Source organism: Ligilactobacillus acidipiscis DSM 15836, assembly GCF_001435755.1.
GTDB lineage: Bacteria > Bacillota > Bacilli > Lactobacillales > Lactobacillaceae > Ligilactobacillus > Ligilactobacillus acidipiscis.
In genome coordinates, this window is the sequence record NZ_AZFI01000044.1 from 1 (window position 1) to 12,737 (window position 12,737).

Consider the following 12,737-nt stretch of genomic DNA (forward strand, 5'->3'; position numbering starts at 1 on the left):
ATTCATCAACAGGATTTGACAAAGAGCCATTTTTAATAGTCCCTTTAATCTTTAACACTTGTCCAGGGTGGATAACACTGTTGATCGTCTTACCATTGAGTTTTGCTAACTGGTACATATCTAACCCAACTCTATTAGCAATGCCCCACCAACTATCGCCAGAAACCACTTTGTAAGTGGTATTTTTAGCATTAGTTTGGTTGGATTTATTAGGCGTTACAGGTTTAACAGGAGTGTTGTTTTTAACGTCTCCGCTAGTTTTTCCCATAAAGTCTACTAAATCAACACTACCATCAATACCATACCAATTACTGCCAAACTGCCACATCGCAATGTGTGGGAATGATGGGAACCAATTAAAATCGGGTCTAGTTTGCAACGACATTGTTTTATAGTTGGCAATCCAAATAGATGTACCGTAACGTTTGCCATAGGCATTTATATCAATATAATTTTTGAGATAGCTTGAGCCAGTGTATAATGCAAACTTATAACCATGTGACTTAACATAGTCGCCAAAGGTGAAAATAGCTTGCGTGTTAGCACCTTTAGAGTAACTAGCGCCTTCTTCATAGTCTAAAGCAATCAAGCTACCCTTCTTTAGTCCTACCCTTTGAGCATCATTAACAGCCATTTGAGCCGACAGCTTGGCGTCTGATTGACTGCCACCAAATTGACCCCAGAAATAGGTTCCCACGTTTAAACCTAATTTACTAGCACTAGCTAATTGAGCCGATGCCTTAGGGTTCTGGTAATGGTAACCTTCGCCACCGCCGTGTCCGCCAGTCTTAACGATAGCGCCTTTCATACCTCTATTTGTAAATTGTTGCATGTAGCTAGGTGTTGACCCTTGGTAACTGGAAAAGTCACCGATTAAGTTACGAGTAGCGTCCGCACTAGCATTTGTGCCAAACAAAAAGAGCAATCCCAGAACGGTAATCACTCCCAATAGGCATCTATTTAGTTGTCTTTTCACTTTTGTCCCCCTCTCCAGGGATGATAACCTTACTATCCCCAGTAACCACACCTAGTAAACCAAGAATAACCAGCAGCGTGTTCAGGATATTAACAATTCCTTGCCAATCAATTGGAAAGTTGATGCCAAACAGTGTCATAATTTGCTGGATCAAAACAACCAATAGGGACAACAAACCAGCAATTTGTTTTCCGTTCCACGAACCATCCTTGTCTTTCAGAATGCTAAACAGCTTTTTAATTTCAAACTTCTTCATTCTATTGTACTCCTTTCACTAAACTTGTTAGTCGCTTAACCTCTTTGGTCATGTCGTCAATAGTTTCTTGCATGTCGTCTAATTTGGCATGTAGTTGTAAATTTTCTTTGCGAACTTCCATCAACTCTTTGTTAGTGGCTTTAAGGTCGTTATTAGCCTGTCTAAGTTCTTTCATGATGTCTACATCACTGTTACGCCAATTCCCCCTAAGCGTGATCAATGCACCGCCAATCCCACCGATGAGTGTGATCAATGCGACCCAGATTCCTGTCTGCATTAGAAATCACCTGCCAATATATCGATCCAGAAACTCACTGCGTTTGCAAAGACCAATGCTGTTTGCATAGTGAACATTTGTGATAGCAAATAATCACGATAGATGAATAACGCCAAATAACCCGTCCAAATGCCCATGCCGATTACAAGAAAGATAACTTTGCCTTTAACATAGTGATGCTTGCTAAAAGCTACATATAGGCCAAATAAGGTGAGTATCACGATCAGTTCCAGTAACCCACTGTCAAAAGCATGACGTACGACATAATAATTGTTCTGTGCCGGCGCACCTTTCAATTCTTGAAACTTCCCCTTCCAAATAAATAAGGCAAACACCAGAGTCGCGAATGCCTTACTGATAATATTTCGGTTGTGGACGAATCTCTGCTTTATCGTCCAGGGTTTTTCATTTGCCATATATACACCTTCTTACTTGCGCAAAAATAGCCGCCCTTGCGTACTGTGGATTTCGTAGGCGACTGCGTTTTTTTATAACGATTTAATAAAAGCCTCTGCCGTAGGCAAAAATCTTTCGTGCCCAGCATGGTTTAAATGACTAACATCGTGATCGCTTTGCATAAAATTTTTTCTAAAATTGGCATCCCATGGCGTGATATTACTGTGTTTGCTAGAGTTAAAACAAGCTATCCCAAACAAATTGCATTCGTCCTCGATAGCTTGTGCATATTCATTTAATTTTATTGACTTAGTATCTGTATCTCCAATGCTCCACGGCGTAAAAAAGGCTATTTTACCCTTAGGATACTTGATAACAAGCCCTTTGATTAGCTTAGCAACTCCAGTTTTAAAATCTGCAATGGAATACTGGCCATTGTAATCATTTTTGCCACCGATCACAATCACATAATCGGCATCATCGTCCATGTCTTGATAGCGATCAACGACAGGTGTGCCGTTTCTACTAGGATCAATCAATCCGTTGCCGTTTACTCCATAATTGCGATATGTCATGTTGTATTTGATAGCCAATTTATTATGCCAAGTATCTCCAACACTATCATTATTATTTTTAACGTAACTATCGCCAAGCATATTAATGCGTTTACCAGTTAAATTTGAATTTGACGCCCCACCTTGCTTAGAAGTGGATATTTTCGGATTAGGCTCCACACTCGTATCTGTTCCAGCGCGTAAATAAGCATTGTGATCTAGGCGATAAGAGTATTCTCCACCCTTGCCTTCGCCGGTTACTAATCCACCGACAAATGTTTGCCCATCGCTTTGGAATTCTGCTAAAACATACAAGTTTTTAGAGCCACCACCACGGACAGTTACCACTGTCCCACTGGTTACATAAAAAAGTTGTGATACTTGATATTTTTCATCAATCCCATGCGTATGTGTATATTCGTTTTTGTGATTGGTATTTGCATCTGAACCAATGTAAGACCGTGTGTCCCACAACAGTGGAAGATTTTCCCACTCAACCGAACCAACTAGTTTGTCTGGTAGCGTATACCCCATAAGCTTAGGATAGCGTTTAACTATAACATTATTGTTGCTTAACTTGTACGTCCAGTTAGATATTCTAATAAAGCCCTCTGACGGGGCAATAGCCATGATAGTTTCTTGAACACTAATCCCATCGTGTAATGATTGCGAATATTGCCCGTTTGCATCCCAGAATGAAATCATAGAAGAATAATGATCACCATATCCAGTGACTGAAATAATGTCGCCTTTATGAACGATAATAGGTTGTGTTAGTGAAAAATTACTATTAGTAACAATTGTTCCTTCAGGAACTCCGTCTTTATCCTGCTTAGCTTTATTAGCAATATATCCAGTAGTCCAATTTTTTATAATTGGACCACCTCCGAAATTAACGCCGTTTGCTCGTGCTTCTTTACTCAATTTAGGAGAATCAACAGCATTATCTGCAAGTCCGGTTGATTGCCATATGCCCCCATCTTGCCAACCGCTATTCCAGATCCACCAATGGCCATTGTCTTGAGTAACGTACATGCCCGAAGCGCCATTAGGATATTTAGCTGTCAAAGCCGCTTTGTTTGAAAACGTTTCTTTAGGGCCTCCGCCAGATGTGGCTTTTGCCATTGCAATTGCGTCTTGACTTTTTTGCAAAGAATTGATTGAACGGGCATCCGTTGTTTGAATTTGATTATCTTGCGCAGTTTCATGTATGCCTAAAGTCTCAAACTGTCCACGTGCTTCTATTAATTCTGATATTGCTCCTAAATATTCCATATCACTTGCGTCCTCTAGTAGTTTTATTAATGCATCAGGAATCTGTGCCAGCGGACCACGAACATCTATTCCTGTTTGCTTGTGCAAAATTGCATCCTTTATTGTTTGAAGATCTTGTAATTTGCTCTGGTCAAATGGTGTGGCATCGCGATAATCAACTTGTGCTCTTTCTACCATTAACTTGTGCCTCCTTGGTTATTTTCTAAAGCCGATAATCTAGCTTCAAAATTGTTGTTATACGAGTTTTGAGTGTTTTCGTATTGCTGTAATTGTTCTGGCGTAGCGTAATTCAAATTATTAACTCGATTTATTAGATCGGTTGTATTTTTCTGTAATGCCGATATTCGATTGTTGACACCAGCAAGATCAGCATCATCTATACCTTTTTCGAGTTTGTCTATTAAAGTTTGTTGGTTTTTGATCGACTGTTGCAGTTCGGTATTCTCATCTCGAAGCTTAGTGATTTGTGTGCTGTATCCCTCAACTTGTGAACGCAAATTTTTAACTTGCTCGGCAGCGTTCCTATTTTCCGATTCATATTGACTAAGTGAGACTGCCTTATCTGCAATAGTCAAGCTCGACTTATTAGGATTACTAAAATCAATCGTCTTAGCAGTAACCCTCAAAAGTTGCTTACTTGCGACATACTTGTTATCGAAAACATACCGATCAGACACATTAAAAGCACTGAAGTTAGGTAGCTCCAACGCTTCTACTGTCCATATTTCATTAGCTGTTTTTTGTTTTGCGATCCATTGTCTAGCTTTCGTTAGCAAGATACCAGGGTCATGAACATCATCCCACACTACCGATTTTTTTATCAGACCGAACTCATCTACAAGTGTGGGGATGTCAAGCCAATCTATCCCATCATTGACTGATTTAATATCAACTCTTGGGCGACTGATATCGTTTGGCTGATCGGGTGTTTCATTTTTATCTTCGATTACTGCTCCCAATGGCTGAAGTCTTGTAATGACTTCGGTAGGATCTATTTTTACACTAGCAGAATTTAAGTTTAATGATAACTGAATCGGGTTGCTATCGCTGTGGTCGGTGCCCAGATCTTGAACATAGTCAATATAATTAACTCCATCAATACGCTCAACTTTAATGAAACCACCTAAGCGACTGACCAACTTATCTTTAATGGTGTCCCAAGTAGTGGCACCGTCTTCAATATAGCGATAAACATTATCGGTTGAATTAGTTACATCACATCTACGAATCGTAAACCGCTTATACGGTTGTGTTTGATTGTTATGTGAAGTAATCAAGCGAGTAAAGAACTCTGCCGGGGTCGTATTTTGAACTTTAGCCCACGATTGAGGCGTATCTTGCAAGTAGTTTTGAATATCTTCAAAAATAAAAGACTGAACAAACTGCCCACTATCTTTCATTTCGCGTGTTACATCTAAAGCACGCCCTCTAAAAATTTGTTTATCATCTTGATAGACTTCAATATGTGTTTTTAGTGGCTTAACATTACCGAACAAATAATTATCTTGATTAACAGTTAATTGAAGATCATTGATTTCAGATTCTTTCAATTCTAATTTTCCATCTGAAATATAATCACCAGTTAATGGATTATATACAGTGTGAGCCACGGTTGAATACGGATCATCATAAGCGATAATTCTATACATCAATACATCACCTCGACATAGAAACCAAACTTGACAACCGCACGTCCGTCCATCGACATTTTGTTGTTGCCAACTGCAAGCACCATTTGTGTGTCTTGATAATGTCCTTGCGATAGTGCTATTTCGCCAAAGTCTCCAGTGATTGTAACGTTACCCGACACATCAATCGAGCAGTGAACTGCACGTGATCCCCAATTATATAAGTTAATTTCTGTTTTATCATCAACACGATATTCGGTGGTTTGGAAAAACCATTGTGGAAAGTAAACATTATCCCAAATGTCAGCTCCAGCATCATCATTAGAAATAGCAAACGGATAACAGTCAAAGACAACTGTGCAAGCCAGTGTGCCTTTTTCGGCATCATCGTCCACAGTTACACTCTTACACTTTCCCAGCCAGTGACAACCGTTGTCGTGGCTGTCATAGAGTGGCTGAATACCCAGTGGCATCAACTGCCGTTTAATCTCTTTTTCAGCGTATTTCCGCGTCGGATAATCTTGTTCGAACAACATTACTTGGTAGGTAATTTCGCGATTGTCGAAATAACGTTCACCGCCGTTGAGTTGGCTAAAATCATAAACACCCTGCATGTACGGGACTGATTCAACGATTTCCCGTTCGCTAGGTGTGGGCGCTTCACGATTAGCCATAAACATCCGATTATCCATTGAATTGTACTCGCCGAACGTAAAACTTTCTTCTTCTACCTCAAAACCAACATTCTTAAAGTAATCCTTGTCTATCATGAGAACCTACTCCTTAATCTAACGTTATTACCTAATTCATTATCCATTCTGCCCGACGTTTTCTTAACAACTGAATCACCGTCAAGAATCAAATCAGTGTCTTTATCATTGATTGCCTGCACGATCATCTGCGCCATTCGAGCCAGTCCACTATCGTCAAACGATGCATCAAACTGATCGTTTATATTACGAGATACAGACAGACTAGGCGACATCTGACTATCAAGCCTGCCAATTGAATTAGAGGCTTGGCCTGCTATCCTACTAGCCATTGTTGCAACATTTTTCTGTACCTGAGCAAATTGAGAAGTTAAACCAGAATTAAACCCATTCATGATTGCATTACCAGCAGGAATCAAAAGACGTCTATCATAACTGATAGGGCCTTTGTGTTTTCTTATCCACGAACCAATGCCGGATACAAACTTTTTGACACTGCTAAAAGCTGATGTAAGTCCACTCTTGAAACTATTCATAATAGCCCGACCTGCTGCGCCAAGATCAATATTAGATAGACTATGGAATACTGATTTAATGCTAGAAACCACTGTATGTGCCACTGACTTCATGCTATTCCACGCAGAAGACGCTGCCGACTTCATGCCGTTTACTGCGGATGAAACAGCTGACCTTGCTCCATTTATCGCACTTGAAATCGTTGATTTGATACCGTTCCAAATACTACTTGCAGCACTTTTTAAAGCATTCCATGTTGACTTAACAGCACTACTTAATGCTTTGGCTGCACTACTTACAGCTGATTTAATACCGTTCCAAACTGAACTACTTACAGACTTAATGCCATTCCAAATTGATATGACAACACTTTTCAAGCCATTGAAGATTGAAGTAACAATTGTCTTGATATATTGAACAACAGCTTGGATAACTGCTTTTGTACCGTTCCAGATACTGCTTGCAGCACTTTTAATTGAGTTCCAAATGAGCATCACATCAGATTTTAAGGCTGCGAAATTGCCAGTTACTAAATCAATAACTAATAAGACTGGCCCTAAAATAGCAGCTTTAATCATGTTCCATATACCACTTGCAATCGTCATTATGCCAGTCCAAACGCCACTTAGATACGCAGATATAGTTGACCAAACAGACATGACTACTGAAGATATTCCACTCCAAATTGTAGTTAAAAATGTCTTAATGTTATTCCAAATAGTTGTTGCAATAGTTTGAATTCCAGTCCATACCGTGGTCAGAAAAGTTGTGACGGTTGTCCAAACATTTGTAACTGTTGTGACGATACCATTCCATAATGTACTGAAAAATGTTGCAATTCCAGTCCACACTGCAACGGCTGTTGTCTTGATCGTGTTCCATGCATTAACTAACCATGTGGTAAACGCCTGCCAAATTGCTTGACCCGTCTTTGTTTGTGTAAAGAAATAAACTAATCCAGCAGTTAAAGCGGCAATTGTTGCAATAACAGCAACGATTGGGTTAGCTGCTAGAATACTAAAGAAATTCTTGAATGCTCCACCAACTTTGGACACGATACCGACAACTTTCTGTATACCGTTGAAAGTAGCAATAAATGTTAGGATCCCTAATGTTAAAGGTTTGAGCCAATCGGCATTTTGCTTAGCAAAATCAAATATTTTCTTGAAACTGTTAACAATTATTGGTATATCCTTAATGATCACCTTGTTAATAACATCAAAACCTTTGTTGATACTATATTTCATGTTGTTCATCATTTGAGCAATACCAGGCAATTTAGCTTTTGCTAATCCCGTATCAATTGCAGTCAACATACTAGCTAAGCCTTTAACAACAGATGTTTTAATATTAGCAAAAGATGTCCGAATACCGACACTGTTCTTGCGAGATAATTCAGCAAAGCCATTCTGTCCTTTGTCCAATTCAACAAATTTCTTGTTCAAATCATCAACTGTTATTTTGCCTTTTTTCAATGCTTGAAAAAGGTCTTGTTCTGCTGATTTACCAGTAAAACCAAACGCATTAGCAACCTTACGCAAGGCGATCGGCATAGTCTCTTGTAAAGTCCGATAACTCATCAAATCAACTTTACCCGTGGCCAACATCTGACTGTACTGCGTCATACCACGACTAGCATCGGCAACACTTGCACCAGAAGCCAAAAACGCATCATTCAAGGCAACTGCAGCCTTAGCGCCGGATGTAGCTCCACCTGTTAATGGAGCGAAGTTTTGAGCTGATTTAGTGATATCGTCTAAAGAAGTAGGTAAGCCATCAATGCCTTTATTAAGCACTCGCATAGATTTATTTGTATCTTTAGTTGAATAACCCAAGGCCCGCATAACTTTTGGGTATTTGTTCAAAGTATCGAAACGATCGACCGCATAACCGACTGATTGCCCAACATAATGTATTGCCTTACTAGCAATCGCCATCGCAGCGCCTGTCACAGCTCCGAACTTGATCATACTGCCAGAGCCTTTTTTATTGCCACCTAGCACGGCACCAGTTGCTGACTTTGTGCTACTTGTCATTCTGGACATAGCACTCGTATAGCCGCTAATGTCAGCAGTAAAGACACCTTTTACTTTTTCAGCTGCCATTATCTTCCTCCTTTCTCTTAAAGCTGTTGTGCCATTGTTTCATCAACTGAGCATATTGCTCCATTTTTGGATGATTGATATTAGGCTGCTTATGCACGTCAATCTTTCTCTCTTGTTTGTCAAATTCACGATATGTCTTTTTAATCGCCGATTTAGGATTTTTGGACATCGTTGCATTAGCGATACTTACCGCTTGCTCGGTCATATATCGGCGTTGATCAAGCGTGCGCAGTTGAGCACCCTCGAATAAGGCATTAAGTTCTGAATTATACATACAAAAAAGAGGCTCAACATCATAAATGCCAAGCCTTGCAGCGTCCCTTATGATAGAGTTTCTTTCATCATCTGAATTCCGGAACTCAGACCGTCGATATTGGCTTTGTCCTCTTCTGTCTTGTCCTTTTTCTTCTTCAAGATAGCGAGAAATTTCTCTTCTTGTCCCAGAAATTGAGTTGCTGCGTGTCTGAAAAAATCGGACTTTTTAATTTCCTCGGCAAACTTGTCAATCAGTTTTCCAATTCCACCAGCTTCTTCTGCGTTAGCCTCAACTGCATCGATCAGTTCATCTTTTGTGTGATTGGTCATAGACTGCAAGGCACTGACTAATGCCGTGTCTGATTGCTGATAGATCAAACCAAGCCAGATCGTTGCGGCTCCATTTTCTGCAGAGTTACCATCAGCATCTTTCGAACTGAAATTCTGATCTGCTTTCCATTTTGCTTTGAAGTTAAATTTTAATTCTTCAACTTTGTCACCAATTCTAAATTCAATCATATTGTTTTATTCCTCCATAATACCCGCCAGAACAACGTTCTTATTGTTTATTTCGTGGGCGAGTGTCTTATTTTTTTTTTGAAATAGCCTTAGAATACGCCTGAGAGAACTACCCTTCCGCAGGTGGTTCTTCGGCTTTTGCTTTAATAGTCACTGCACATTGAGCTGTTTTAGAACCGTCCTTAGTTGTTGCTGTGATATTAACTGGCTCATCCTTAGCTTTAACAGCTGTTACTTTCCCATTACTATCAACGGCCGCAACTGCTGTATTATCTGAACTCCAACTGTATGCTTTATTCGTTGCATTAGCTGGGCTTAAAGTCGCCTTCAAAGTGGCTGTCTGTCCTGTTTCAAGTGCTAAAGTAGTTTTATCCAAAGCAATACCTGTCACATGAATAGGTGGCACTGTGGCTCCCTTAGCGTCCAAGAAATCACTAATGTTTGTGCTAGATTCCTTATCAGCGTTCTCATCAAATGCCAACTTATAGTCACCATCAGCAACTATTGTGTTAGGCTCCAGCCCATGAACTTCAGTGGCGCCAGCTCCTTTTGCTCCAGCACCGACAAATGTGCCGTCTTTCTTGAACACTTTCAAATATTGGTTACTACGATCTATTTCTTCTGCCATGATTAGCCTCCTTACTCGGCTATCAATCGTACTCCGTCACTCAACGCTTCCGCCGTATTGTCGAGTGGAGCGTCTATTTTCCCGATGTTTCAGTTGAATCAGTGAACTCGCCAGTTTTTTCGCCAGGACGTTCGTAATCGTAAATCTTGTGTAAGATGTCGACCTGTTCCTGCGTCAGTGGGAAGTCGCCATCGACTAACTTACCGATAATATCCAAGGTAGAATCGCATTCAACGAAACCATCCTGACCTTCTGACAAGTCAGCTGATTCAACTACCGCATAGCCAAACATTGCAGGGAAAATCTTATGGTCGCCTTCGTCTTTAGCCAAACGATCGTCAACCTGTACTCGCCAAACTTTAACTTGCTTGCCTTCGTGTTTTGCTTTGATAATTACTTCAGAAGCTTCATCACCTGGGACAATGTAGTTAGTGATTTCGATTGAGTCTTCATTAGTGCCTGGAGCCAGTACACGGCCCATTTTTGTTTGCTCGTCTGTTACATCACCTTCGATTGATGTTGAGCCATCAGTCTGATGTGCTGGTAACAATGCAGGTTCGCCAACTTTAGCGTCTACCGATTGGATAAAGTACCAAACATCTTTACCGGATAACGGCATATCCTTAACGGTCTTTACACCGTTGTTAGTTCCTTCAGCAGCCATATTTCATAGCCTCCTTATAATATTGTTGTAACTAAAAACAGACACCGCTTGAGTTCTTTCTCTGTGCTGGTGTCTATCATCGTTGTTGCTGTCATGCTACGGATATTCGTGCATGAACTAATTGCATATTTAACTTTTCTGATCAGTCTTTCAAACTCATTAGCAGTCATACCGAGCGGATCAGCATATAAATCTATTTGTTGTTGGATCTCGTAAAGTGCCCCACCAGTCTTATTAGATTGGTCATTGTCAATGTGTACGCCAATCTGAACAAGTGGCAAAGCCTCGTCAATGCTAGGCTGATTAAAATAACACTTTAAGCCCACCTGTTGGAATGCAGCATACAATTCTGTATACCATTCATCAGTCGTCATACACTTAATAACCTCCTTAATTCTTGATAGAAAAACGGCTCGGCAGCTTTAGTTCCAGGTCGTATATATGGTTGAGCTGCCATTTTATAAGTGCCGTATTCAACATAGCCGCCATAATAGGCCTCGGACTCATACGAACCAGTGATCACATCGCCATGCCTTTTAGTTGACAATTGATTGATGTGAGCTTTCATGTAGCCAGTATCAACTGGTGCGATTGACTTAGAATTTGCTTGAGCTTTTTTAGTGGTTCTCTCAATGGCTTTAAACGTCTCGTTTCTGGCTTTAACCTTGGACACTTCAAAGGACCTATACAGTTTATCAAGTCTTTTAAATTCGATGTTCATTCCGCCATATCGTCTCATCGAGCCACCACCTTACGCACTTACGATCAATACAGTTCGCCGTCTGCCAAATGATTTATTAACATCATATTTTCGACCGTCGAACTGTACCCGATTTACACCATCGGCTAATGTCGGTAGATGCACCTCAAACGCTTGTTTATCAGCCAACCCATGGGTCATTAGCACATTTGTGTTAGCGACCGGACTGATCAAACATGGAGTATCTTTTGCTGTAACAGTCTCACCAGGGGCATCATCAGGACCCCCGCCGCCGTTCGACTTTGTTAACAAAGTGACACGATCAGAAAATCTCATATAAAACGCATCCTGATCTGTCCATACTTTTGCTTGCGGTATTTGTCCAGAAAGCTTGCATAGCGGGGCAGGTCAATATCGCTCCATGTACTCGATACTGAACCTTCACTGCTAGAGGCTTTACCTTCGTCTCCCAAACGATTGTACATTTGGACCACAACATCTTTGACGATAAAGTCAATGTCATTCGGCATTGTTATCGCCTGTCCGTTGTTATCCTGGTTGATGTACGCCAGAATCTGGTCCTTAGCGTTTGAGATCAATTCATTGATCAAATTATCCTGTTTGTCATCTGTGACACCAACAAGAATCTTGATCGAATCTCTTAGGGTATTTGTAGTTTCATCAGCCATATGTCAGCCCCCTTACTTAGCACTCCATTGAACCCCATCGGCTAGTGCTTTACTGGTATTCTCCAATGGGGCTGCTATTTTCCCGCGTCAGCTTTAACTGTAACAATACCAACCATCTTCTTGTTGCGGATAACAAAGTCCACATCTTCCAGCATGAAGTGGTATGTGGCTTGCTTAGCAACTGCAACGCTGTCTTGTGCCGCAGTTGTCAATGTGACATTCAAGCCGTAAACGACAGTCAAGTTTTCGTATGTCGTGAACAAAATAACATCATTGTCCATATTCTCCACAACTTCAACTGCATAACCGCCGATGTTTTTCAGTGTGCCATCGACTAGCTCGGCATCTCCAAGCACAGTGTTGCGGTTCTGCAATTCAACAACATAGTGAGTTGCTGTTGCTTGCGACATGAACCACTTGTACTGACCAGCACGCAAGTAACGTGGCTCGACTTGTGCAGAGTAAGTTGTTAATTCTTGAATCGTTGGCAACTTGTCAGTATCTAACACAGAGAATGCTGCGCCATCACCAGCACCTTTCGCTTGTTTGATGAAACCATCGTTTAGTTTCAAGAAAGCATCATCTGAAG

The 12,737-nt window shown here is 40.7% G+C and carries 16 protein-coding genes and 1 pseudogene; all 17 read right to left on the reverse strand.

What is annotated here, in order from left to right; genetic code table 11:
- A partial coding sequence (locus tag FC65_RS04750; protein WP_156408571.1) for a GH25 family lysozyme occupies positions 1-976 on the reverse strand: 976 nt, incomplete at its 3' end.
- Entirely contained in the window at positions 957-1,232 is a 276-nt protein-coding gene (locus tag FC65_RS04755) for a phage holin (RefSeq protein WP_056971752.1), read from the reverse strand. The genes FC65_RS04755 and FC65_RS04750, both read right to left, overlap by 20 nt.
- A 1-nt stretch (position 1,233) precedes the next feature.
- A complete protein-coding gene (locus FC65_RS04760) occupies positions 1,234-1,509 on the reverse strand; it encodes a hypothetical protein (protein WP_056971753.1) in 276 nt (91 codons plus the stop codon).
- Positions 1,509-1,925, reverse strand: a complete 417-nt coding sequence (locus FC65_RS04765; RefSeq protein ID WP_056971754.1) for a hypothetical protein — start codon at positions 1,923-1,925, stop codon at positions 1,509-1,511. The genes FC65_RS04760 and FC65_RS04765 overlap by 1 nt, the downstream gene beginning before the upstream one ends.
- A 72-nt stretch (positions 1,926-1,997) precedes the next feature.
- A complete protein-coding gene (locus tag FC65_RS04770; protein WP_056971755.1) occupies positions 1,998-3,911 on the reverse strand; it encodes an SGNH/GDSL hydrolase family protein in 1,914 nt (637 codons plus the stop codon).
- Positions 3,911-5,383: a phage tail protein gene (locus FC65_RS04775; protein ID WP_056971756.1), complete on the reverse strand. Its 1,473-nt coding sequence runs from the start codon at positions 5,381-5,383 to the stop codon at positions 3,911-3,913. Before FC65_RS04775 ends, FC65_RS04770 begins: the two co-directional genes overlap by 1 nt.
- Entirely contained in the window at positions 5,383-6,132 is a 750-nt protein-coding gene (locus FC65_RS04780) for a hypothetical protein (RefSeq protein WP_056971757.1), read from the reverse strand. The genes FC65_RS04775 and FC65_RS04780 overlap by 1 nt, the downstream gene beginning before the upstream one ends.
- Positions 6,129-8,693 (reverse strand): phage tail protein, encoded by a 2,565-nt coding sequence (locus FC65_RS04785; protein WP_056971758.1) that lies wholly within the window; start codon positions 8,691-8,693, stop codon positions 6,129-6,131. The genes FC65_RS04780 and FC65_RS04785 overlap by 4 nt, the downstream gene beginning before the upstream one ends.
- Positions 8,683-8,967 (reverse strand): hypothetical protein, encoded by a 285-nt coding sequence (locus FC65_RS04790; RefSeq protein WP_056971759.1) that lies wholly within the window; start codon positions 8,965-8,967, stop codon positions 8,683-8,685. The genes FC65_RS04785 and FC65_RS04790 overlap by 11 nt, the downstream gene beginning before the upstream one ends.
- 47 nt (positions 8,968-9,014) lie before the next feature.
- On the reverse strand, positions 9,015-9,467 hold the full coding sequence (locus FC65_RS04795; RefSeq protein ID WP_056971760.1) for a tail assembly chaperone: 453 nt from the start codon (positions 9,465-9,467) through the stop codon (positions 9,015-9,017).
- Between the two features lie 109 nt (positions 9,468-9,576).
- The gene (locus FC65_RS04800; RefSeq protein WP_056971761.1) at positions 9,577-10,095 is read right to left on the reverse strand and encodes an Ig-like domain-containing protein; all 519 of its coding nucleotides are present in this window, start codon (positions 10,093-10,095) and stop codon (positions 9,577-9,579) included.
- A gap of 73 nt (positions 10,096-10,168) precedes the next feature.
- Positions 10,169-10,759 carry a phage major tail protein, TP901-1 family gene (locus FC65_RS04805; RefSeq protein ID WP_056971762.1) on the reverse strand — a complete coding sequence of 197 codons (591 nt, stop codon included), beginning with the start codon at positions 10,757-10,759 and terminating at the stop codon, positions 10,169-10,171.
- 14 nt (positions 10,760-10,773) lie between these two features.
- Positions 10,774-11,133, reverse strand: a complete 360-nt coding sequence (locus tag FC65_RS04810; RefSeq protein WP_056971763.1) for a hypothetical protein — start codon at positions 11,131-11,133, stop codon at positions 10,774-10,776.
- Positions 11,130-11,498, reverse strand: coding sequence for an HK97-gp10 family putative phage morphogenesis protein (locus FC65_RS04815; protein WP_056971764.1), 369 nt, complete (start codon positions 11,496-11,498; stop codon positions 11,130-11,132). The genes FC65_RS04810 and FC65_RS04815 overlap by 4 nt, the downstream gene beginning before the upstream one ends.
- Positions 11,499-11,510: 12 nt before the next feature.
- Positions 11,511-11,795 carry a hypothetical protein gene (locus tag FC65_RS04820; protein ID WP_056971765.1) on the reverse strand — a complete coding sequence of 95 codons (285 nt, stop codon included), beginning with the start codon at positions 11,793-11,795 and terminating at the stop codon, positions 11,511-11,513.
- Positions 11,792-12,148, reverse strand: coding sequence for a head-tail connector protein (locus FC65_RS04825; protein WP_056971766.1), 357 nt, complete (start codon positions 12,146-12,148; stop codon positions 11,792-11,794). The genes FC65_RS04820 and FC65_RS04825 overlap by 4 nt, the downstream gene beginning before the upstream one ends.
- A gap of 74 nt (positions 12,149-12,222) precedes the next feature.
- Positions 12,223-12,737 (reverse strand): annotated as a pseudogene (locus tag FC65_RS04830) (phage capsid protein); the annotation flags it as partial.

Bases quoted from the DNA above. Each gene is read 5' to 3' on its own strand.
- FC65_RS04815 (WP_056971764.1), bottom strand. From the start codon at position 11,498: ATGAGACGATATGGCGGAATGAACATCGAATTTAAAAGACTTGATAAA.
- FC65_RS04775 (WP_056971756.1), bottom strand. From the start codon at position 5,383: ATGTATAGAATTATCGCTTATGATGATCCGTATTCAACCGTGGCTCAC.
- FC65_RS04820 (WP_056971765.1), bottom strand. From the start codon at position 11,795: ATGAGATTTTCTGATCGTGTCACTTTGTTAACAAAGTCGAACGGCGGC.
- FC65_RS04825 (WP_056971766.1), bottom strand. From the start codon at position 12,148: ATGGCTGATGAAACTACAAATACCCTAAGAGATTCGATCAAGATTCTT.
- FC65_RS04785 (WP_056971758.1), bottom strand. From the start codon at position 8,693: ATGGCAGCTGAAAAAGTAAAAGGTGTCTTTACTGCTGACATTAGCGGC.
- FC65_RS04765 (WP_056971754.1), bottom strand. From the start codon at position 1,925: ATGGCAAATGAAAAACCCTGGACGATAAAGCAGAGATTCGTCCACAAC.
- FC65_RS04795 (WP_056971760.1), bottom strand. From the start codon at position 9,467: ATGATTGAATTTAGAATTGGTGACAAAGTTGAAGAATTAAAATTTAAC.
- FC65_RS04790 (WP_056971759.1), bottom strand. From the start codon at position 8,967: ATGTATAATTCAGAACTTAATGCCTTATTCGAGGGTGCTCAACTGCGC.
- FC65_RS04770 (WP_056971755.1), bottom strand. From the start codon at position 3,911: ATGGTAGAAAGAGCACAAGTTGATTATCGCGATGCCACACCATTTGAC.
- FC65_RS04755 (WP_056971752.1), bottom strand. From the start codon at position 1,232: ATGAAGAAGTTTGAAATTAAAAAGCTGTTTAGCATTCTGAAAGACAAG.
- FC65_RS04810 (WP_056971763.1), bottom strand. From the start codon at position 11,133: ATGACGACTGATGAATGGTATACAGAATTGTATGCTGCATTCCAACAG.
- FC65_RS04800 (WP_056971761.1), bottom strand. From the start codon at position 10,095: ATGGCAGAAGAAATAGATCGTAGTAACCAATATTTGAAAGTGTTCAAG.
- FC65_RS04760 (WP_056971753.1), bottom strand. From the start codon at position 1,509: ATGCAGACAGGAATCTGGGTCGCATTGATCACACTCATCGGTGGGATT.
- FC65_RS04805 (WP_056971762.1), bottom strand. From the start codon at position 10,759: ATGGCTGCTGAAGGAACTAACAACGGTGTAAAGACCGTTAAGGATATG.
- FC65_RS04780 (WP_056971757.1), bottom strand. From the start codon at position 6,132: ATGATAGACAAGGATTACTTTAAGAATGTTGGTTTTGAGGTAGAAGAA.